The following is a 21,199-nucleotide window of genomic DNA, read 5'->3' as shown; positions in this document are numbered from 1 at the left end:
GCCGCGCCCGGTCGTCTGATGCACCGTGACCTCATGGCAAGAATGGAAATGGCAACCGCGGTCGGCGCGATCCGGCCCGACGACAGCCTCGCCGTCCCGCTCGGGCCGGGGGTGCCGGGCGGGTTCATGCACGCGCTCGGCGAGCGTGACGACTTCACCCGGCTAGAGGTGTTCGGCGCCCTCCTGCCCGACCTCTACCAACTGTTCATGCGCAAGGGCGTGCACTACCGCAGCGGGTTCTTCGGGCCGGCGGAGCGGTTCCTGCGCGACGCCGGTGCGTCGATCGACTTCGTGCCCGCGGACTTCCGCCGGTTCGAGCCGATCCTCCAGCACCTGGCGCCGCGGGTGATGGCGACCGCAGCCGCGCCGCCCGTCGACGGCTGGGTCAGCCTCTCCGTGCACGCCGGCGCCGGCATCGACGAGCTTCACCGCGCCGGCGCCGACCCCGACCGCGTGCTGCTGGTGGAGGTCAGCGAGAAGTACCCCCGCACACACGGTCTCCCGCCCGATCACATGCACAGGCTGAGCCTCGACGAGATCGACATCCTCGTGGAGTCGGATCGTGCGCCGCTCGACCTCGCCGATGCACCGCCGACGGCAGAGGAGATCGCCATCGCCGAGCACGCGATGGCGTACTTCCAGAACGGCAGCACGGTGCAGACCGGCATCGGAGGCATCCCCAGCCAGATCGCGACGATCCTCGCCGCGAGCGACCTCGAGGATCTCGGCGTCCACTCCGAGATGTTCACCACCGGGTTGATGCGTCTGCACCAATCGGGAAAGGTCACCAACCGCAAGGGCTCGGAGTTCGACGGGTTCACGCCGACGACGTTCGCGGCCGGCATCCCCGAGCTGTACGAATGGCTCCAGGACAACGACCAGGTGCGCTTCCTGCCGGTGCGTCTCGTCAACTCGCCCGAACGCATCGCCCGCAACCGTCACATGGTGACGATCAACGGTGGGATGGCCGTCGATCTGTCCGGTCAGGTGGTGGCCGACACGATCTTCGGCAAGCAGTGGAGCGGTGTCGGCGGCCACGAAGACTTCGTGTCCGGGCCTGGGCTCTCCGCCGACGGGCGCAGCCTGATCTGCCTGCCGTCGACGAGCTCGATCAACGGCGAGCTGGTCACGCGCATCGTCCCCGAGCTGCCGATGGGCAGCGTCGTCAGCACCCCGCGGCACCAGGTGGACATCATCGTCACCGAGTTCGGTGCCGCCGAGCTGCAGGGCAAGACGATCCGCGAGCGGGCGACGGCGCTCGCCCAGATCGGCCATCCGGACTTCCGCGACGAACTGCAAGCCGTCGCCGAGATCTGGCCGCAGGACTAGGTCAGCGCTCAACGGGCGAGCGCGGCCACCTGCTCGGACGCCTCGATCAGCCAGCCGGGGAAGATGCCGAACACGAGGGTGAAGGCGGCCGCAGCGGCTATCGCGATGCCCGCCGACAGCGGAACGCGCACCGGCTCACGCTCGGTGTCGCCCTCCTCGGTGCCGGTGAGCCACATGCTGACCATGATCCTGAGGTACAAGTACGCAGCGACGACGGCCGAGACCATCGCGATGATCGCGATCGCATAGCTCTCGACGTCGACCGCGGCCTCGATCACCCCGAACTTGGCGATGAACCCCGACGTCAGCGGCACTCCCGCCTGGGCGACGAGGAACACCGTCAGGCCGAGGGCGAGCAGGGGACGCTCGCTCGCCAAACCCCTGAACGCGCCGATGTCGGTGGCGCCGTCGCCGGTGCGGGTGACGAGTGTGACAACACCGAACGTCCCGATGACCAGCACTGCGTAGAACAGCAGGTAGAGCGCTGAAGAGGCCGTGCCGTCGTTCACCCGGCCGACGTGCCCGGCGGCTTCGACACCGACGAGGATGAAGCCGGCATGGCTGATCGAGGAGTACGCGAGCATCCGCTTCACGTCGGTCTGCACCACGGCGAGGATCGATCCGAGCACGAGCGAGGCGACGGCGAGCACCCAGATCACCGGTCGCCAGTCGTCGGCCAGTGAGGGCAGGGCGACGACGAGCACCCGCAGCATGGCGAGGAACGCCGCAGCCTTGCCGGCCGACGCCATGAATGCCGTCACCGGCGTGGGCGCGCCCTGGTAAACGTCGGGAGCCCAGAAGTGGAAGGGCACGGCGGCCACCTTGAACGCCAGCCCGACGAGCAGCAACCCGACCCCGGCAAGGAGCATCACGTCGTCGCCCTGGAGCAGCACCTCTGCGTCGAGCACCCCCGCGACGCCGGAGATGTTGGTGCTGCCGGTGGCGCCGTACACGAGGGCGATCCCGTACAGGAAGAACGCCGACGCGAAGCCGCCGAGGATGAAGTACTTGAAGCCGCTCTCGGTGCTCTCCGCCCGCCGGCGGTGGCTGGAGGCGAGCACGTACAGCGACAGGCTGAGCGTCTCGAGGCCGAGGAACGTGACGACCAGGTCGTTCGCCGCGAGCATCACCACCCCGCCGACGGCTGCGCTCAGGTAGAGCGCGTACACCTCGGGCCCGTCCATCGACTCACGCCGCAGGTAGCCCTCGGTGACGAGCGCGGCGAGAACGATCGCGACGCAGATGGTGATGGTGCCCCAGAGCGCGAGGTGGTCGACGGCGAGGCTGCCGTTGACGATCGTGCGCGGCCCGTCGTTGCTGACCTCGACCCACAGCACCATCGCCAGTGCCCCAGCGGTGCAGGCGCCGACGACGGTCACCAGCGCGTACATGCCCCGCGCCCACGGCCTCGTCAGGCCGGCGACGACGAGCATCGCGACGGCGGTACCGATGAGGACGAGCACGGGGCTCAGCGCGAACCAGTCGATCTCCGGTAGCGCGACGTTCGCCTGGGCCACGAGCGAGGCCATCAGCCCTCTCCCTCCGTGTCGCCGGACTCCTCCAGCACCACCGGCTCGGGAGCCCGGTAGTCGGTGCGCTCCTCGACGTGGGAGATCAGGGCTTCCACGCTGGGGCCGATGCGGTCGAGCATCGGCTTCGGATACACGCCGCAGAACACGATCAGCCCGACGAAGGGCAAGAGCACCAGCCCCTCGCGCAGCTTGAGCTCGGGAAAGCGTGAGTTCTCCTCGTCGGGTTCACCGTGGAACACCCGCTGGTACGCCCACAGCAGGTACAAGGCGGCGAGGATCACGCCGGTGGCCGCGACGACGACCCACCACCGCGCGGTGGCGAAGCTGCCGACGAGGATCAAGAACTCGCCGACGAAGCCGTTCAGACCCGGCACGCCGATGCTGGAGAGCATCACCACCATGAACACGCCGGCGAAGATCGGCGCCACCTTCTGGATGCCGTTCAGTTCGGAGATCTGGCGCGTGTGGCGGCGCTCGTAGATCATCCCGACCAGCAAGAACAGCGCCCCTGTCGACACGCCGTGATTGATCATCTGCATCACGCCGCCCGACACCGCCTCGGTGGTGATCGCGAACGTGCCGAGCACGATGAACCCGAGGTGGGCGACGGAGGAGTAGGCGACGAGCCGCTTCAGGTCGGCCTGCATCGTCGCCACGATCGCCCCGTACACGATGCCCACCACGGCGAGCGTCAGGAAGAGCGGTCGGCTCCAGTACGCGGCCGCCGGGAACAGGTACACCCCGAAGCGCAGCAGGCCGTACGTGCCCAGCTTCAGCAGCACACCGGCAAGGATCACCGACCCGGCCGTCGGCGCCTGCGTGTGAGCGTCGGGCAACCACGTGTGCAGCGGCACGAGCGGCACCTTCACCGCGAACGCGATCGCGAACGCGAAGAACAGCCAACGACCCGTGGTGGCCGAGAAGTTCGCGCTTTCGGCAAGGGTGACGAGGTCGAAGGTGATCCGCCCGACGTCGTCGCGGGCAAGCAGCGCGGTGGCGATGATCCCGACGAGCATGAACGCGGAGCCGATCATCGTGTAGAGGAAGAACTTCGTCGCCGCGTGGACGCGCCCTTCGTAACCCCAGCCGCCGATCAGGAAGTACATCGGCACGAGGACGATCTCGAAGAACACGAAGAACAAGAACAGGTCGAGGCTGAGGAACGACCCGAGCACCCCGGTCTCGAGCAGCAACAGCCAGGCGAGGTACGGCTTGTCGTCGTGGTGCGGATCGCACCCGAGGATGGCGAGCGGGAACAGCACCGCGGTCAACACGACGAGGAACAACGAGATGCCGTCCACACCGAGGTGCCACGAGATGCCCCACGTGCGGATCCACTCGTGCTGCGACGTGAACTGGAACCCCGCTTCGCCGCTCTCGAACGCGGCGAGCAGCCACAGCGCGAGCCCGGCGGTGAGCACCGATACGACGATGGCAAGGAGCTTGACGATCTCGGGTCGACGCCGCGACACGAGCACCGTCGCGAGAGCGCCGATCGCCGGCAGAAGCACGATCGCGCTGAGGATCGGGAAGCGGACCGCGGCCGCGCCCTCTGCGGCGATCAGCGCGCTCACAGCAACACTCCCCGCAAGAAGAACCAGGCGAGCAGCGCGACGACCGCGAGGCCGATCGCAGCTGCGTAGGTTCGCACGAACCCCGTCTGGCCCTTGCGCAGCAAGCCACCGACGCCCTGCACGGCGCGCCCGCTGCCCTCGACGGCACCGTCGATGACGGCGGTGTCGAACGCGGCGACGGCCTCGAACCCTTGGCGCCCGGGCCCGCCCATGAACGCGGACACGGCCTGGTCGTAGTACCACGCGTTGGCCAGCACCTCTGGCTCGACAGGGCGCACCCGATGGCGGGCGTACACCAGGTAGGCACCGATCACTCCCGCGATTCCGACGAGGATCGAAACCACCGCGATCGTCACCTTCAGGTCTTCGGTGCCATCCTTCAGGTGGCGCTCGCCGAACTCGACCACCGGCTCCAGCCAGTGCTCGAAGAACTGCAGCCGCGGGGTGAGCGGCAGGTTCAGCACTCCCCCGCCGATGGACAGCAAGGCCAGCACCACCAGCGGGGTGAGCATCGTCCACGGGCTCTCGTGGGGCTCGAAGTCACCGTGGGCGCCGTGTTCCTCGCTGCGGTCACGCCAACGCGCCTCGCCGAAGAACACCATGATCACCTGGCGGGTCATGTAATACGCGGTGAGCAGCGCGGCGACCAGCGCGAAAACGGCCAGCACCGGGCTCTTGTCCCACGCGTAGACGATGATCTCGTCCTTCGACCAGAAGCCGGAGAACGGCGGCACCCCCGCGATCGCCAGCCAGCCGACGATGAACGTGACCGCGGTGACGGGCATCAGCACGCGCAGCGCACCCATCTTGCGCATGTCCTGCTCGTGATGCATGCCGTGGATCACCGAACCCGCGCCGAGGAAGAGCAGCGCCTTGAAGAAGGCGTGGGTGACCATGTGGAACACCGCGGCGATGTAGGCACCGGATCCGACGGCGAGGAACATGAACCCGAGCTGGCTCACCGTCGAGTAGGCGAGCACCTTCTTCACGTCGTTCTGGGCTACGGCGATCGTCGCGGCGAAGAGGGCGGTGGCGACGCCGACGACGGCGATGATGGTCGGCGCCCAGTCGTAGGCCGCGGTCAGCACCGGACTGATCCTCGTCATCAAGAACACACCGGCAGTGACCATCGTCGCCGCGTGGATCAGCGCCGAAACCGGGGTGGGGCCCTCCATCGCGTCGGGTAGCCACAAGTACAGCGGGAGCTGCGCGCTCTTGCCGGCGGCGCCGACGAACAGCATCAGCGCGATCGCAGTCGCCGTGACCGGAGCGAGTGCTCCCGACTCGGCGGCTTCGTTGATGCCTGCGTAGGAGAGCGTCCCGACCGCACCGAAGGCGAGGAACATCGCGATCATCACGCCCCAGTCGCCGACGCGGTTGGTGACGAACGCCTTCTTGCCCGCCGTCGCCGCGCTCTGCCGGGTGTGCCAGAAGCTGATCAGCAGGTACGAGCACGTCCCGACGCCCTCCCACCCGAGGAACGTGACGAGCAGGTTCTCGCCCATCACCAGCATCAGCATGGAGAAGACGAAGAGGTTGAGGTACAAGAAGAACTTGGGGAAGTCGCGGTCGCCGTGCATGTACCCGATCGAGTACAGGTGGATCAGCGCACCGATGCCGGTGACGAACAGCGCCATCGAGATGCTGAGCGGGTCGGCCAGGAAGGCGAGATCGACGCGCAGGCTGCCGATCGGCATCCAGGCGAAGATGCGCTCCACGTGGAGTCGGTCCTCGGGTTCGTCGCCGAGCAGGTCGAAGAACACGCCGACGCTGACGAGGAACGCCGCCGCCGTGGCGAGCGTTGCGACCCAGCCGGCGAGCGGCTCGCCGAGGCGGCGGCCGAACAGCAAGAGGACGACGAACCCGGCGAGGGGCAGGGCCGGGATCAGCCAGATCACATCGAGCACGGGTGTCTCCTCAACCCTTCAGCGTCGCCACGTCGTCGGCTGTAGCGCCGGGCCGGCGGCGCATGATGGCGACGATGATCCCGAGCCCGACGACCACCTCGGCCGCGGCGACCACCATCACGAAGAACACCGTCGTTTGCCCCGCGATGTCGCCGAGCCGGCGAGCGAGCGCGACGAAGCTCAGGTTCACCGCGTTCAGCATCAACTCGACACACATCAACATGATCAGCGGATTGCGGCGCACGAGCACGCCGACCGTGCCGATCGTGAACAGCACCGCGGCGACGAGCAGGTACCAGGTGGCGGTGGGGGTAGCTGCGGCGACGAGGCTCATCGCCGGCTCCCCTCGCCGGGCGTCGCGCCCGCGTCCGGCGTGCGGCGCCCTCGTCTGGTCAGCACCACTGTGCCGATCACGGCGACGACGAGCAGCACGGACGTCACCTCGAACGCGACGACGTAGTCCGAGAACAGGTTCGTCGCCACCTGCTTCACGTTGTCGTCGCCGTACGGCGCGGTGGCCGGATCGCTGCCCGGCACGGCGATGCCCGTGCCCCGGGCGGTGACCGAGTCGCGTCCGCCGACGATCGCGGCGCAGAGGAACACGACCAGACCGACACCGACGATGCCGGCCAGCCACCGCTGCACGGCGATGGGCTCCGTCCGGACGTCTTCGACCGTATCGACGCCGAGCAGCATGATCACGAACAGGAACAGCACGACGATCGCGCCCGCGTAGACGATGACCTGGACGGCGGCGAGGAAGTGGGCGTCCTGGGCGACGAACATCACCGCGACGCCGAACAGCGTCAGCACCAAGCTGAGGGCGGCATGCACCGGATGGCTGCGGGTGACGACTCCGATCGCGCCGAGCAGGATCATCGTCGCGGCGACGAGGAAGACGGCAAGCTCCATCATCTGGGATCGACCCCCTCGGCGTGGTGTTCGTCGTCGAGCGGCTCCGGGGCGCGCACGCCGTAGCCGAGCTCGCCGCTCCAGCCGACGACACCCCGGAAGCGCGCGTCTCCGCTCGGTGCGGTGGCCCGCACCCACCCCGACGTGGCCAGGTCGTCACCCTCGCGCCAGTCCTCCCACGGCATCTGGCGCGGCTTGCCCTCGTCGTCGACGAGCAGCTCGGTCTTCGTGTACACGGCGTCGCGGCGGTTCGTGAACGAGAACTCGAACAGCTTGGTCTCGGTGATCGCCTCGGTCGGACACGCCTCGACACACAGGTCGCAGTGGATGCAGCGCAGGTAGTTGATCTCGTAGACGAAGCCGAATCGCTCGCCCGGCGAGGTCGGCTGGTCCGGGTCGTTGTCGGCGCCGCGCACGTAGATGCACTGCGCCGGGCACACGCCGGCGCAGAGCTGGCATCCGATGCACTTCTCCATCCCGTCCTCGTACCGGTTGAGCACGTGGCGGCCGTGAAGCCGGGCGGGCTTCGGGATCTTCGTGTCCTGGTGCGTCTTGCCGCGGCGCGCAGCTCGCCCACCCGAGTACTGGGTGGTGACCTTGTTGCGGTAGCCGACCTGGCGCAACGTGACGAGGAACCCTCCGAGATAGCCCATCAGAGGTTCACCCCCTCGGACCGGTGTCGGTGCCCGGACCTGACCGCCGCGCTCATCAGAGCGAAGCCGCCGAGCAGCACCACCCCGGCGATGCCGGCCACGACGAACCGGTTCCAGCCCTCGTCGTCGGCGAGGCGCAGCGCGGCCAGCAGCATGAACCAGCCGAGCGCCAACGGGATCAGGATCTTCCATCCGAGGTCCATCAGCTGGTCGTAACGGAACCTCGGCAGCGTCGCCCGGAACCACACGTACACGTACAAGAACACGAGCACCTTGGCGACGAACCAGAGCGTGCCCTCCCACGAGCCCGGGATGAGGGGGATGTCGAACAGCCCCTGCGGGCCGCCGAAGAACAAGGTGACGATGACCGCGCTCATCGTGACGGTGTTCATGAACTCGGCCAGGAAGAACAGCGCGAACCGGATGCTCGAGTACTCGGTGTTGAAGCCCCCGACGAGCTCCTGCTCCGCCTCGACGAGGTCGAAGGGCGGGCGGTTGAGCTCGGCCGTGGCGGCGATGAGGAAGATCACGAACGGCACCACACCCGTGGCCACCACGTGCCAGTCGGCGATCGTGTCCTGCACGTCGACGATGCCGCTCGTCGACAGGGTGCCGGCGACGAGCAACACCGAGCCGACGCTCAGACCGAGCGCGGCCTCGTACGAGATCATCTGCGCGGAGGCGCGCACTGCCCCGAGGAGCGGATACTTGGAGCCGCTCGACCATCCGGCGAGCATCACCCCGTACACGGCGATCGACGACAGCGCGAGCACCAGCAGGATGCCGATCGGCGGGTCCGCCAGCTGCACCCTCGTGACCTGCCCGAACCACACCACGGTGCCCTGCTTGCCGTCGCTCCAGTCACCGCCGAGGGGGATCACGCTCCAGACGAGGAACGCGGGCACCAGCGCGAGGAACGGGGCGAGCTTGAACACGAGCCGGTCGGCGCGGTCGGGGACCAGGTCCTCCTTGAAGAACAGCTTCACGCCGTCGGCGAGCGTCTGCAGGATGCCGAACGGCCCGGCCTTGTTGGGCCCGATGCGGTTCTGCAGCCCGGCGACGGCCTTGCGCTCGAACCACACCATGAACATCGTCACGACGAGACCGAGCACGAAGATGAACACGGCCTTCAACAAGACGATGAGCAGCGGTGTCCAGGTGAGGTCACCGACGAGGAGCGGGTCGAGAGCGAACATCTACATGTTCTCCACGCGGACGTCGATCACCGGCGACGCGGAATCGATCAGCTCGCCGACGTTCGGGCCGGCCTGGTTCCATGCCGCCCACACCGTGCCGCGCAGCACTGCCGGGTCTGACTGCACCGGCATGATCACGCTGGTGCGCGGCGAGGACACCTTCACCGACGCGCCGTCGGACGCTCCGAGGCGGTCGAGGTCGAGGGGGTGCACGTGCAGGGCGGCCGGCCGCGCGAGCGGGGCCAGCGAGGGCGAGTGCGCGGTCCCGACGGCCTGGTCGTACAGGCGGCGCCCGACCACCAGACGGAAGTCGTAGCTGTTGCGCTCCGGCGTGGGGAGCCCCGACGGAGTGGGCACAGCCACCGCCGGCGCGCCGCCGGCGCGTGACAGCGCATCTTGGACGTCGGCGAGCGCGCCGAAGCCGAGGTCGTGGCCGAGCGCCGAAGCGAGCTCGATCGCGATCATCCAGTCGGGGCGGGCCGCGCCCACCGGCGAGATCAACTGGCCGACGGCCGAGACCCTGCCCTCGATGTTCGTCGTCGTGCCCGCCTTCTCCGCGTATCCGGCTGCGGGCAGGACCACGTCGGCTCGTTTGGAGGAGGAGTTCAAGAACGTGTCGACGGCGATGATCCGCCCCACACCCGCGAGTGCCCGGCGGGCGAGGTCGGTGTCGGGTACGTCGGCGAGCGGATCGGCGCCGAGCAGCACCAGGCAGTCCAGCTTGCCCTCGGCGCCGGCGCGCAGCACCTGATGCGCGTCGCCCATGCCCATGCCGGCGGCGAGGGCGCCCCGCACGTTGCCGCGGCGCAGCACCGGCAGCACTCGCGCGGTGGGCACGGCGGCGAACACCTCGGCGAGGGCGTCGACGGTGTAGCGCGGGTCCTCGGCCAGGTTCGCCCGGCCGACGACGACCACCACCGCGCCGCGGCCGAGCTGCTCGGCGACATCGACCTCGGTGAGCGTGCGGCGCACCGCCGCGGCCTGAGCGCCGGGCTCGTAGCCGACGCTGCGCCACGCCTGAGCGGTCAGCCCCGTGGCTCGCGGGGTGAACTCGACGAGGCGGCTGCGACGCTTCTGCACCGCGTCTCGCACGCGCAGGTAGAGCACCGGCAGCTCTTCTTTCAGATCCGGCGCCAACAACACGATCGTGGCCGCCTGGCAGGCCTCGTCGATCGTCGCCGGCGGCAGGCCGAGCACCTCGGCCGGCAGGCCGTCGCCGAGTTGCGCGTCTACCCCGTCGACGCCGATCGAGCCGGCCAGCCTCGCCCAGGCCAGCGCGTCCTCGTTCGTGCCCCGCGCTCCGCCGAGGATGCCCACCCGTGACGGCCCGGCTGCGAGCGCCTCGCGGATCAGTGCCGCCGCCGCGGACAGGGCTCCCGCCCACGTGGTCTCGACCAGCTCACCGCTCGCGTCGCGCACCATCGGCGCGACGACTCGCTGCGGGGACCGACCCGCCTCGAAGTCGAACCGGCCGCGGTCGCACAGCCAGCCCCAGTTGACGGCGTCGCTGTCGACGCCTTGCACGCGCAGCACGTCGTCCCTGCTGGACTGCACCGCCACCCGGCAGCCGACTGCACACGTGGTGCAGGTGCTCTCCACCTGGGCAAGGTCCCATGGCCGTGCCTTGAACCGGTACGGCGTCGCGGTCAGCGCGCCGACTGGGCAGATCTGCACGGTGTTGCCGGAGAAGTACGAGCTGAACGGCTCGTCGGGGAACGTCATGACCTGCGTCTGGTTGCCACGCTGGACGAAGTGGATCAACGCGTCACCGGCCACCTCGTCGGCGAAGCGGGTGCACCGGTCGCAGAGGATGCAGCGCTCCCGGTCGAGCAGCACCAGGGAGCTGATCGGGATCGGCTTCGCGTAGTGGCGCTTCTCCTCGACGAAGCGACTCTCGCCGGGGCCGTGGCTGAACGCCTGGTCCTGCAGCGGGCACTCGCCGCCCTTGTCGCAGACCGGGCAGTCGAGGGGGTGGTTGATGAGCAGCAGCTCCAGCACCCCCTCCTGAGCACGCTTGGTGGTCGGCGACTCGGTGTCGACGACCATCCCCGGGGAGACCGGAACCATGCACGACGGCACGATCTGGGGCCCGCGGCCGGTATCCACCTCGACCAAGCACATCCGGCACATGCCGACCGGGTTCATCCGCTCGTGGTAGCAGAAGCGCGGGATGTAGACCCCGTGACGCTCGGCCGCGGCGATCAGCAGCTCACCGTGCTCGGCGACCACCGCCCGGCCGTCGATCGTGATCGGGACGGCGTTCGGGTCCGGCGTCGCGGCCGGCGTCGGCTCGGTGGCGGTCATGCTCCACCTCCGGCAGCGGCCACCGGGATCGTGCGGTGCCGCACGAGCTTCGCCTCGAACTCGTCACGGAAGTTGCTCAGCGCGCCGTGCACCGGCGCGTACGCCGAGGGGCCGACGAAGCAGATCGTGGTCATCTTGTACGGGAACGGGTACGCCTCCAGCCCGAGGCGCTCACTCGACGGGTGGGGGAACTCGCCGGGGCAGATCGACTGGCCCACCTCGTACAACTGGTCGAGATCCTCTGCGGTGCCCGCGCCGTCGACGATGCGCTGCAGGATCCGCTCCAACCACGTACCGCCTTCACGGCAGGGCACGCACTTGCCGCACGACTCGTGGGCGTAGAAGCGGGTGAGGCTCAGCGCCGCCCGGGGGATGTCGGTGGTGTCGTCCATCACCATCACCGCGCCAGACCCGAGCATCGACCCCGCGGCGCCGACGAGGCGTCCCTCGAACGGCAGGTCGAGCTGGTCGGGCAGGAACCACGGCGCCGAGCCGCCGCCGGGCACGAACGCCTTCAGCTCATTGCCGTCGCGAATCCCGCCGGCGAACTCGTCGCCGTAGATGAGGTCACGGAACGTCGTCGTCCCGTTGACGATCTCGAACACGCCCGGACGGCGCACATGCCCGGAGACCGCGACCATCCGCGTACCCGGCGACGTCGGCGTGCCGATCGCGGTGTACGCCTCGGCGCCGTGGCGCATCAGCCACGGCAGGTTGGCGATCGTCTCGACGTTGTTGACGATGGTCGGCTGGCCGTACAAGCCAATCGCGGCAGGGAAGTACGGCGGCTTCAGGCGGGGCATGCCGCGGTTGCCCTCGAGGCTCTCGATCAGTGCCGTCTCCTCGCCGACCACGTACGCGCCCGCGCCCCAGTGCAAGACGATGTCGACGGAGAAGTCGGTGCCGAGGACGTTCCTACCGACGAACCCGGCCTCGTAGGCCTCGTTCAGCGCCGTGGCGAGACGCTCCTGCGCCTCGGCCATCTCGCCGCGCACGTACAAGAAGCACTGCGACAACCCCGCCGCGTAGCACGCGATCAGCGACCCCTCGATGAGCTGGTGCGGGTCGCGCTCCATGAGCAGGCGGTCCTTGTAGGTGCCCGGCTCGCTCTCGTCGCCGTTCACCACCAGATAGCGCGGCCAGACCCCCTGCGGGGTGAGGCCCCACTTGACGCCCGCCGGGAAGCCGGCCCCGCCGCGTCCGAGCAGGGTCGCCGACCTCACCTCTTCGTGCACGTCGGCCGGGGGGCGAGCGAGCGCGCGACGCAGCCCCTCGTAGCCGTCGGTGGCTTGGAAGCGCTCCAGCGTGTACGAGTCGGCGTACTCGAAGCGAGCGGTGACGATGCGCGGCCGGTCGCCGGCGACGAAGCCGGCGGCGTGGGGGTAGGTGTCGCCGCTCACGACGATCCCTCCTGGACGACGGGGACCCAGGCCGGGGGCGTGGTGACCTCTTCGGGCGGGTGCGGACCGACGAAGCGGTCGGCGCGAATCCGTTGGCGGACGCGGGCGAGCGTGCCGTGGGGCGGCACCTCGTCGTGCAGCCGGCCAGCAGCGAGGTCGTCGAGCAGCGCGTCGAGCTCGGGAGTGGTCACCCGGTAGCGATACCGGTAGTTCACCTGCACGCACGGTGCCTCGGTGCACGCCGCCTGGCACTCGGCATGTTGCAGCGTGAACAACCCGTCGGGGGTGGTACCGCCGGCCTTCACCCCGAGTCGCTGTTCGGCATGGTGCATCAGGTCGTCCGCGCCCATCAGCGCGCACGACAAGGTGCCGCAGATGTTCACCACGTACCTGCCGACGGGCTCCATCTTGAACATCTCGTAGAACGTGCAGGTGCCGAGCACCTCAGCCGGCGTCGCCCCGACGAGCTCGGCGATGTGGCGGATCGCGTCGTGTGACACGTAGCCGTCCTGGCTCTGCGCGAGGTGCAGCAACGGGATGGTCGCCGAGCGCGGGCGCGGGTACCTGGCGATGATCTCCTTCGCCACGTGCACGTTGTCCTCCGACAGCCTGCCCATCAGCGGTCGACCTCGCCGAGAATCGGGTCGACGGAGGAGATCACCGCGACCGCGTCGGCCACCAGGCCCCCGCGCAACATGTGCGGCAGGGTCTGGATGTTCACGAACGATGGCGCGCGGATGTGAATCCTGTACGGCTTGGCCGAACCGTCACTGACCAGGTAGCACCCGATCTCACCCCGCGGGCTCTCGATCGCCACGTACACCTCGCCCTCTGGCACCTTGAAACCCTCGGTGAAGATCTTGAAGTGGTGGATCAAGGCCTCCATGGACTCGTCGATGCGCGCCCGCGGCGGTGGCGTCACCTTCTTGTCCTGGATGCGGTAGTCGCCGGGGGGCAGCTTGTCGAGCACCTGGCGCACGATCCTCATCGACTCCCGGATCTCGTTCAGCCGGATGGCGTAGCGGTCGAAGCAGTCGCCGTAAGTGCCGACGATGACGTCGAACTCGACCTCCGGGTAACGCAGATAGGGCATCTCGCGGCGCAGATCCCACGGCACACCGGTGGAACGAAGGATCGGCCCCGTCGTGCCGAGCGCCAACGCCTCGTCGACGGTGATCACCCCGACCCCTTGCAAGCGCTCACGCCAGATGGGTTGCTCGGTCATCAGCGTGTCGTACTCGTCGAGGCGCGGCGGGATGAGCTCGAGCAGCCTCAGCACGTCGTCGCGCCAACCCGGCGGCAGATCGGCGGCGACGCCACCGGGGCGGATGTAGTTGTGGTTCATCCGCAGTCCGGTGACCTTCTGGAAGAAGCGCAACACCTCTTCGCGCTCGCGCCACCCGTAGATCATCATCGACACCGCGCCGAGGTCCATGCCGTTCGTCGCCATGAACAGCAGATGGCTGCTGATCCGATTCAGCTCGCTCATCAGCATCCGGATCCACACCGCCCGCTCGGGGATGTCGTGCTCGATGCCGAGCAGCTTCTCGGTGGCCAGAGAGAACACGAGCTCGTTGTTCAGCGGGCTGGCGTAGTCCATGCGCGTCACGTTCGTGCCGCCCTGCATGAACGTCAGCTCCTCACCGGTCTTCTCCATGCCGGTGTGCAGGTAGCCGACGATCGGCTTGCAGCGCAGCACCGTCTCGCCGCGCAGCTCGAGCATGAGGCGCAGCACCCCGTGGGTGCTCGGGTGCTGGGGCCCCATGTTGATGATCATCGTCTGGTCTTCGTCGGGGTCTGCCGGGAGCTCGCCGAGAGCGGCTGCGTCGGCCTCGCTCATCCGCAGCACCGCGCCCACCTCGCGCAGCAGCTCCGCGGCGGTGCACTCGCTGCGCGGGCGCATCTCCTGCGCGCCCTCGCTCGTCTGGCGGACGAACTCGTCGAGGGTCATCGGGCATCACCGCCGCGCGCCGCGAAGTCGGTCGAGAACTGCACCGGAATGCGTCCGGGCTCGTAGTCCTTGCGCAGCGGGTGACCCTCCCAGTCCTCGGGCATGAGGATGCGGCTGGGGTCGGGGTGACCGTCGAAGGTCACCCCGAACATGTCGAACACCTCACGCTCCATCACCTCGGAGCCCGGCCACAGGTCGAACAGCGTCGGCAGCACCGGATCGTTCTCGGGCAGCTGCACCCTCACCCGGATCCGCTCGCGCTGGCCCATGGAGAGCAGCGACACCACGACCTCGAAGCGCTCGGGCGCGATCCCTTCCGGCAACGCACGTTCACCCGCGTGGGTGAGGTAGTCGGTGCAAGTCAGGTCGACGCACATCGTGAACCCCTCGTCGAGGAGAGCCTTCAGCAGACCGATGTACTGCTCACGCGTCGGGTGGACGACGGTCTGGCCACGTGAATCCGTCACCGCGCACCCGTGACGCACGGCAGGCGGCTCGGGCTGGGCGGCCTCGGTGTCCTCGGCCACGTCGCTCACGCTCTCGACCGCGGCGTCAGCATGACCGGCGCCGGATGCGCGGCGGCCGGGATCTCGGTGATGTGCAGGTTGGCCCCGGCCCCGCTCGCGGCCCTCCGCCGCATCACCTCGCCGTCCTCGATCTTCTGGTGCAGCGTCTCGATCGCGTGGATCAGCGTCTCGGGGGTCGGCGGGCAACCAGGGGCGTAGACGTCGACAGGCACCACCTGGTCGACTCCTTGCACGATCGCGTAGTTGTTGAACATCCCCCCACTCGACGCGCAGACGCCCATCGAGATGACCCACTTCGGCTCCATCATCTGGTCGTAGACCTGACGCAGCACGGGAGCCATCTTCTGGCTCACCCGCCCGGAGACGATCATGATGTCGGCCTGGCGCGGCGACGCGCGGAACACCTCCATCCCAAAACGCGAGATGTCGTAGTGCGCGCCACCGGCGGCCATCATCTCGATCGCGCAGCAGGCGAGCCCGAAGGTGGCCGGCCAGCTCGATCGGCTGCGCGCCCAGTTGACGAGGCTCTCCAGCTTCGACGTGAGCGCGTTGTGCTCGAGCCCAGCGAGGCCGTCGTCCAAGACGTTGCGAACGAGCGAGGTCATCGCGTCGACGAGCCCGGGCTCATGCCGCGTGCTCCTTCGCGTCGCGGCCCTCGAGACCGACGCGACGGATGGTGGACGAGCTGGTCCGCTCGGCATCGACACCGAGGCGTCGCTGGCGATGGACCGGGCCCCAGTCGAGTCCACCGCGCGCGACCTCGTAGACGAAGGGCAAGAAGATCATCGCCGAGAACCCGAGCATCGCCCAGAAGCCGAAGGCACCGAGCTCGCCGTGGGACACCGCGTAGGGGTAGATGAAGACGATCTCGATGTCGAACACCACGAACAACATCGCCACGAGGAAGAAGCTGACCGGGAAGCGTTCCGGCGGCTCGCGGCTCGGCACGATGCCGCACTCGTAGGGCGCCTCCTTTGCCGCGGACGGCCGACGTGGCGCCAAGAGACGCGACGCCAGCAGGCTGAGCGCGGCGAAGAGCACGGCGAGCACAAGCAGGACCACGACGGGGAGGTACTGGCCCATGGGTCGCTACACCTTGGCTGGCAGAGACTTCGCGTCGGCGAGGTGGGCAGCGACGAAGCGGTCCCTGCGGTGCAGCAACCACACGCAGACGCCGAAGATCAGCGTCGAGCCGATGGTGATGAACGCCGACGGCTGGCGCTTCGTGCCGAGGTCACGCAGCATCAGCACGTACTCGTGAGGCTGGCTCTCGTCGACCACGGGACGCGCCGGCGCGCGCCCGGGCTCGGTGCGTTGGGGCACCAGCGGCTGGATCTCGACCAGCGCGTAGTGCGGCTCGTGGAAGAACGCGAAGAAGTCCAGCGACTCGCCGATCTTCGGCCAGCGCTCCCCACCGCGGTCGAAGACCTCGACGGCCTGGTACTCGCCGGCGGCGAACAGCTCGGCTTCGATCTGGATGATCTCGTCGGCGGAGGCGATGGCCTGACCGCGGCCCTGGTCGTCCTCGGGCAGCTTCACCCAGCCCTCGTCGACGATCGCCTCGCTGGCGGTGGCGGCGAGCTCGGTGAACGACACCTCGCCGTCGACCTGCAGCGGGTCGGTGAGGACCTCGGCCTCGTACAGCTTGTTCGCGTCACGGATGATCGCGAAGGGCTCGGCCGGCTCCCAAGTGGGCTCACGGCCCTTCAAGCCGATGCCGTAGGCCCACCAGATGGAGCCCATCGAGGCCATCCAGCCGAACAACCCGGCCAGCGCGACGAGCAGGCCGAGCCGGATGCCGACGTTCGTCGCGAGCAGCAGGTACACGCTGCCGCACAAGACCACGGCGCCGATGATGACGGTGAGGATGCCGCGCAGCTCGGGATCCCAGGCAATGGCCACCAGCGCGCTCACAGCTCACTCCGCACGTAGTCGACGATCTGCTTGATCTGGTCGTCGGACAGCATGCCGTCGAACCCCGGCATGCGCCCGGTGCCCTGACCCTGCTGGCCGTACTGCTTGCCGTTCTCCGAACCGGACTTGATGAAGTCGATCATCGCCTGCTCGCTGCCGAAGTGCGCGTTCGTCGAGCCGGCGCGCAGGTTCCAGCCGAACGCTCCGAGCCCGGGCACGCCCGGATCGCCGTAGCTCCACCCTTGGGTGTGGCACCGGGCGCAGGAGTACGCGCCGCTGCCGAGCTCGAGGTTGAACAGCGCCTCGCCGACGGAGCCGTAGGTGCCTTCCTCGACCGCCCGCTCGGCGGCGGCCTGCACTTCGTCTGTAGTGGCCACCGGCAACGAACCGCCCGAGCACACCGCCGGATCGTTGTCCGCGGAGAACTCGGCGTCGCCTTCGGCACAGCCCTCCGGAGCTACCTGGATGCTCTTCAGGTACTCGATCAGCGTCTGGATCTGCTGGGAGTTCATCGGCCCGCCACCCGCTACCCCCCAAGGCGACATCGGTGAGAAGGGCCGGCCGTAGACGAGGATGAAGCGCACCTCTTCCTCGCTGTAGCGGTAGAAGACGTTGTTCAGCGCCGGCGCCTTCCAGCTGACCGCACGCACCTGACCGGTCATCGGGTTGGTGACGGTGAAGTCGGCCGAACCGCCGGTGGCGTTCATGCCACCGTGACAACCGGCGCAGTTGAACCCGCCGTTGGCGGTGGTCTCGAACAACCCCGCGCCCCAGCCGACGAACTTGCGCTGATAGCTGGCTTCGGCACCCGCCTGGCGGCTGGGCTCGAACACCCAGTAGAGGGGCAGGCCGACGACGATGATCGCGAGCAGCAGCACACCGAGCAGCTGAGTGCGCTCGAGGTGCTTGCCCTCGAGCTCCTCGTCGGACAGGAACGGCTTGCGGTTCGGCGCCAGCTCGATCTCCGAGCCGATCTCGGCTCGCCCGGCCGCCCGGTTGAAGAAGAAGTAGACGACCCAACCGATCGTCACCGTCAACGCGATGACGATGGCGATGCTCGTCGGAACGGATGCACCCAGCATGGCTCAGTGACCACCCTCTCCACCGGTGATGCAGTGCGGACCCTCGGCCTCTTGGCCGGTGGTGTTGGTGCCGATCGGCGGGCCGTTGACGACGAGACCGGTGTCGACGATCACGTTGCCGTTGGAGATGGACACGCCGAAGCGATCCATGCCACGCGGCGCCGGGCCGGCCTTCTTCTCGCCGACGCGGTTGTACGACGAGCCGTGGCAGGGGCACTCGAACCACTGCGACGTCATGCACTCCGGCACCCGGCAACCGAGGTGCGGGCACTTCTGGTACAACGCGTTGATCCCTGCCTCCATGCCGGTCAGCACCGGCCCGGAGTAGACCGCCTTCGCCTTGGGCAAGGCGCCTGCGGGGTAGGCCGTCAACCAGGTGCGCGCCTCGGGCTTGTAGACGAAGCCGCCTTCCTGGCGGATCTGCACGAGCAGCTCGTCGAGCTTGCCGACGTTGAACTTGCCGCCGAAGCCGCCGCCGGCACGTGGCCACAAGAACGCGATCACCGCTAGTCCGAAGGCGCCGAGCCCGGCGGTCATGAGCGTCACCTGCGCCCGGTTGAAGAACTGCCGACGGGTGACGCCGACGGCGTCCTCGTCGGGGCGCACGAAGGGCATCAGCGCGCTCGGCTCGGCCTTCTCCAGCTCTCCAGACCGTGCAGCCGCGGCCGCGGCCTCGACCTCGGTCCCCGAAGGGGGTTCGGGCAGCGAGACGTCACTCGCGCGGTCTCGGCGGAGCGTCTCGCGGGAGAGCGCGCCGGCACCGCGCACGTCGCTGCGCCGCGCGGCGGTGACGAGCACGATCGCGCCGAGTACGACTACGGCGGCGATGGCGATGGCGATGGTGGCAGCAGTGCTCACGTCGGATCAGTCCTCACAGCTCGAAGAACAGCCCGTCCCGCCAAGGGAAGGTGAAGTTGAAGCCCGGGCCCCTGAAGAAGGAGCCGATCATGACGAGCACGGACCAGAACATGAGGTGCACGGTCATGAGGGAGGTGGCGAACTTGCGGTCCTCGGGCTTGTTGGACGGGTTCTTGTCGATGTACGGCGCGAGGATCAGCGCGAAGAGGGCGATGCCCGGGATGGTCACACCGGCGACCATCGGGTGGAACATCGTGAGCAGTTCCTGCAGGCCGAGGAAGTACCACGGCGCCTTCGAGGGGTTCGGCGTCTGGTTGGGGTTCGCGAGCTGCAGCAGCGGGGCGTTGACGAACACCGAGAACACGAACGTGAACGCGGTGCAGGCGAGCGCGGCGACGAACTCGATCGCCAGCAGATGGGGCCAGGTGTGCACCTTGTCGACCGGGGTCGCCTTCACGTCCTGGATCGAGCCCGACTTGACGACCGTCAGCAGCCGCTGGGTGTGTCCGCCCGGGCCGGCGCCGACGGGCAACCCCCCGGCTGCAGCGGGTGCGGAGGCCACGGCCGAGCCGACCCGCTCGGCCACCGCGACGCCACCACCGCCAGCCGGCGCCTCGGCGCCGCCCTCGGCCTTGTCGCGCGCGGCACGGCTGCGCTCCAGCAGGTGTGCAGGGATGCGCGGGTCGGCCGCGGGTGCGTCGGCGCCTGCCGCCGAGACGTCGGCCGCCGGGGCGCCCTCGCCTGCGGTGGCCTCGGCCGCGGCCTTCTCCCGCGCCGCCTGGGCTCGCTTCAAGAGGTGTTCGGGGATCTCGGTCATGTCGTCTGCGTCCTCTCGCTCACCGTCAGAGCGGCCCGGAGATGCCGCCGTCCTTGCGGACTCGCCAGAAGTGGATGGCCATGAAGATCACGATCACGAACGGCAGCATCAAGACGTGGAGCACATACCACCGCAGCAGCGTCTCGGGCCCGATCTCGACGCCACCGAGCAGCACGAAGCGCACCTGGGTGCCGAACACGGGCGTGTACCCCATCATGTTCGTGCCGACGGCCACGGCCCACATCGCGAGCTGGTCCCACGGCAGCAGGTAGCCGGTGAACGACAGCAGCAAGGTGAGGGTGAGCAGCACGACGCCGATCACCCAGTTGAACTCACGAGGTGGCTTGTAGGCGCCGTGGTAGAAGACCCGCGCCATGTGCAAGAACACCGACAGCACCATGAGGTGGGCGCCCCAGCGGTGCATGTTGCGCACGAGCAGCCCGAACGCCACCGAGGTCTGCAGGTTCTTGATGTCGTTCCAGGCCGCCGTGGCGTCGGGGCGGTAGAAGAACATCAAGAAGATGCCGGTGACGGTGAGCAGGATGAACAAGAAGAAGCTCAACCCGCCGAGGCACAGCGTGTAGCTGACCTTCACCGCGTGGCGCTTCACCTTCACCGGGTGCAGGTGGTAGAGCACCGAGTTCATGATGACGTAGGAGCGGTTGCGGGGGCTGTCGGTGTAGCCCTTGCGGAAGATCGAGCCCGGACGGAAGATCGAGTTCCAGGCCTGGCTTCCCTGCACCTGGTCGACCACCTTGTTCAGGCGGTCCTTCGCCGTCGGGCGAGGCTGGTCGTCGAGGATCTTGGCCATTTAACAGTCGTCTCCTAGAGCCTCATGCCGTAGCCGTAGCCGTGGTTGTTGGTGCGCACGTGCGCGTCGCCGGTCACGCTCGGGGTCCCCGCCTTGCCGAGGATGATGACACCGGTCGGGCAGCGATCGACGCACAGCGCGCAGCGGGTGCAGATGTCGTCGTCGATGATGAAGATCACATGGTCGCTCGGGTCGAGGCCGGGCTGCTCGGTGCCCGTCGACTCGGCGACCGCGTCGGGGCGCACCATGTGGATGCACTTCCACGGGCAGATGTCGACGCAGCCTTCGCACATGATGCACTCGGACTGGTCGATGTGGATGAACTGCTTCGGCTTGACGGCCTTCGAGAGGTAGTCGGCATCGACCTCGACGAGCTGGTAGTCGTCGGTGTACGGCATCATCGGCGGGTTCGCGTCGGTGCGAGCCATGAGC

21 protein-coding genes are annotated in these 21,199 nt (G+C 68.5%); 1 reads left to right on the top strand and 20 read right to left on the bottom strand.

Features of this window, described 5'->3' with window-relative positions:
• Positions 1-48 precede the first annotated feature (48 nt).
• Positions 49-1,329 carry a 4-hydroxybutyrate CoA-transferase gene (locus IPM43_09080; GenBank protein ID QQS26406.1) on the top strand — a complete coding sequence of 427 codons (1,281 nt, stop codon included), beginning with the start codon at positions 49-51 and terminating at the stop codon, positions 1,327-1,329.
• Between the two features lie 8 nt (positions 1,330-1,337).
• Here IPM43_09080 and IPM43_09075 read toward each other — a convergent pair whose 3' ends face one another.
• Genes IPM43_09075 through IPM43_08980 form a run of 20 tightly spaced genes read right to left on the bottom strand, consistent with a single transcriptional unit; the run spans position 1,338 to position 21,195 of the window.
• Positions 1,338-2,858, bottom strand: coding sequence for an NADH-quinone oxidoreductase subunit N (locus IPM43_09075; GenBank protein ID QQS23607.1), 1,521 nt, complete (start codon positions 2,856-2,858; stop codon positions 1,338-1,340).
• Positions 2,858-4,426 (bottom strand): NADH-quinone oxidoreductase subunit M, encoded by a 1,569-nt coding sequence (locus IPM43_09070; protein ID QQS26405.1) that lies wholly within the window; start codon positions 4,424-4,426, stop codon positions 2,858-2,860. The genes IPM43_09075 and IPM43_09070 overlap by 1 nt, the downstream gene beginning before the upstream one ends.
• 5 nt (positions 4,427-4,431) lie before the next feature.
• Entirely contained in the window at positions 4,432-6,342 is a 1,911-nt protein-coding gene (gene nuoL / locus IPM43_09065; GenBank protein QQS23606.1) for an NADH-quinone oxidoreductase subunit L, read from the bottom strand.
• 10 nt (positions 6,343-6,352) lie between these two features.
• Positions 6,353-6,676 carry an NADH-quinone oxidoreductase subunit NuoK gene (gene nuoK / locus IPM43_09060; protein QQS23605.1) on the bottom strand — a complete coding sequence of 108 codons (324 nt, stop codon included), beginning with the start codon at positions 6,674-6,676 and terminating at the stop codon, positions 6,353-6,355.
• Positions 6,673-7,254, bottom strand: coding sequence for an NADH-quinone oxidoreductase subunit J (locus IPM43_09055; GenBank protein ID QQS23604.1), 582 nt, complete (start codon positions 7,252-7,254; stop codon positions 6,673-6,675). Before IPM43_09055 ends, nuoK begins: the two co-directional genes overlap by 4 nt.
• Positions 7,254-7,907: an NADH-quinone oxidoreductase subunit I gene (locus IPM43_09050; GenBank protein QQS23603.1), complete on the bottom strand. Its 654-nt coding sequence runs from the start codon at positions 7,905-7,907 to the stop codon at positions 7,254-7,256. The genes IPM43_09055 and IPM43_09050 overlap by 1 nt, the downstream gene beginning before the upstream one ends.
• A complete protein-coding gene (gene nuoH, locus IPM43_09045) occupies positions 7,907-9,103 on the bottom strand; it encodes an NADH-quinone oxidoreductase subunit NuoH (GenBank protein QQS23602.1) in 1,197 nt (398 codons plus the stop codon). The genes IPM43_09050 and nuoH overlap by 1 nt, the downstream gene beginning before the upstream one ends.
• Positions 9,104-11,407 carry an NADH-quinone oxidoreductase subunit NuoG gene (gene nuoG / locus IPM43_09040; GenBank protein QQS23601.1) on the bottom strand — a complete coding sequence of 768 codons (2,304 nt, stop codon included), beginning with the start codon at positions 11,405-11,407 and terminating at the stop codon, positions 9,104-9,106.
• Positions 11,404-12,807 carry an NADH-quinone oxidoreductase subunit NuoF gene (gene nuoF / locus IPM43_09035; protein ID QQS23600.1) on the bottom strand — a complete coding sequence of 468 codons (1,404 nt, stop codon included), beginning with the start codon at positions 12,805-12,807 and terminating at the stop codon, positions 11,404-11,406. Before nuoF ends, nuoG begins: the two co-directional genes overlap by 4 nt.
• Complete coding sequence (locus IPM43_09030) at positions 12,804-13,424, bottom strand: NAD(P)H-dependent oxidoreductase subunit E (GenBank protein QQS23599.1); 621 nt, start codon at positions 13,422-13,424, stop codon at positions 12,804-12,806. The genes nuoF and IPM43_09030 overlap by 4 nt, the downstream gene beginning before the upstream one ends.
• The gene (locus IPM43_09025; GenBank protein QQS23598.1) at positions 13,424-14,758 is read right to left on the bottom strand and encodes an NADH-quinone oxidoreductase subunit D; all 1,335 of its coding nucleotides are present in this window, start codon (positions 14,756-14,758) and stop codon (positions 13,424-13,426) included. The genes IPM43_09030 and IPM43_09025 overlap by 1 nt, the downstream gene beginning before the upstream one ends.
• The gene (locus IPM43_09020) at positions 14,755-15,243 is read right to left on the bottom strand and encodes an NADH-quinone oxidoreductase subunit C (GenBank protein ID QQS26404.1); all 489 of its coding nucleotides are present in this window, start codon (positions 15,241-15,243) and stop codon (positions 14,755-14,757) included. Before IPM43_09020 ends, IPM43_09025 begins: the two co-directional genes overlap by 4 nt.
• A gap of 47 nt (positions 15,244-15,290) precedes the next feature.
• Complete coding sequence (locus IPM43_09015) at positions 15,291-15,890, bottom strand: NADH-quinone oxidoreductase subunit B (GenBank protein ID QQS23597.1); 600 nt, start codon at positions 15,888-15,890, stop codon at positions 15,291-15,293.
• 19 nt (positions 15,891-15,909) lie between these two features.
• Positions 15,910-16,368, bottom strand: a complete 459-nt coding sequence (locus IPM43_09010) for an NADH-quinone oxidoreductase subunit A (protein ID QQS23596.1) — start codon at positions 16,366-16,368, stop codon at positions 15,910-15,912.
• Between the two features lie 6 nt (positions 16,369-16,374).
• Positions 16,375-17,199, bottom strand: a complete 825-nt coding sequence (locus IPM43_09005) for a hypothetical protein (protein QQS23595.1) — start codon at positions 17,197-17,199, stop codon at positions 16,375-16,377.
• Complete coding sequence (locus IPM43_09000; protein ID QQS23594.1) at positions 17,196-18,281, bottom strand: cytochrome c; 1,086 nt, start codon at positions 18,279-18,281, stop codon at positions 17,196-17,198. Before IPM43_09000 ends, IPM43_09005 begins: the two co-directional genes overlap by 4 nt.
• Before the next feature lie 3 nt (positions 18,282-18,284).
• Positions 18,285-19,139, bottom strand: coding sequence for a Rieske 2Fe-2S domain-containing protein (locus IPM43_08995; protein QQS23593.1), 855 nt, complete (start codon positions 19,137-19,139; stop codon positions 18,285-18,287).
• A gap of 13 nt (positions 19,140-19,152) precedes the next feature.
• Positions 19,153-19,956: a menaquinol-cytochrome c reductase cytochrome b subunit gene (locus IPM43_08990; GenBank protein ID QQS23592.1), complete on the bottom strand. Its 804-nt coding sequence runs from the start codon at positions 19,954-19,956 to the stop codon at positions 19,153-19,155.
• Between the two features lie 25 nt (positions 19,957-19,981).
• Positions 19,982-20,767: a cytochrome b N-terminal domain-containing protein gene (locus IPM43_08985; GenBank protein ID QQS23591.1), complete on the bottom strand. Its 786-nt coding sequence runs from the start codon at positions 20,765-20,767 to the stop codon at positions 19,982-19,984.
• 14 nt (positions 20,768-20,781) lie between these two features.
• On the bottom strand, positions 20,782-21,195 hold the full coding sequence (locus IPM43_08980) for a 4Fe-4S dicluster domain-containing protein (GenBank protein ID QQS23590.1): 414 nt from the start codon (positions 21,193-21,195) through the stop codon (positions 20,782-20,784).
• Between the last annotated feature and the right edge of the window lie 4 nt (positions 21,196-21,199).

It is taken from the genome of Actinomycetota bacterium, from assembly GCA_016700055.1.
Classification (GTDB): Bacteria; Actinomycetota; Acidimicrobiia; order Acidimicrobiales; family Ilumatobacteraceae; genus Kalu-18.
Note: the sequence above shows the minus strand (reverse complement) of the source record. Positions and strands in the feature narration are given on the sequence as shown.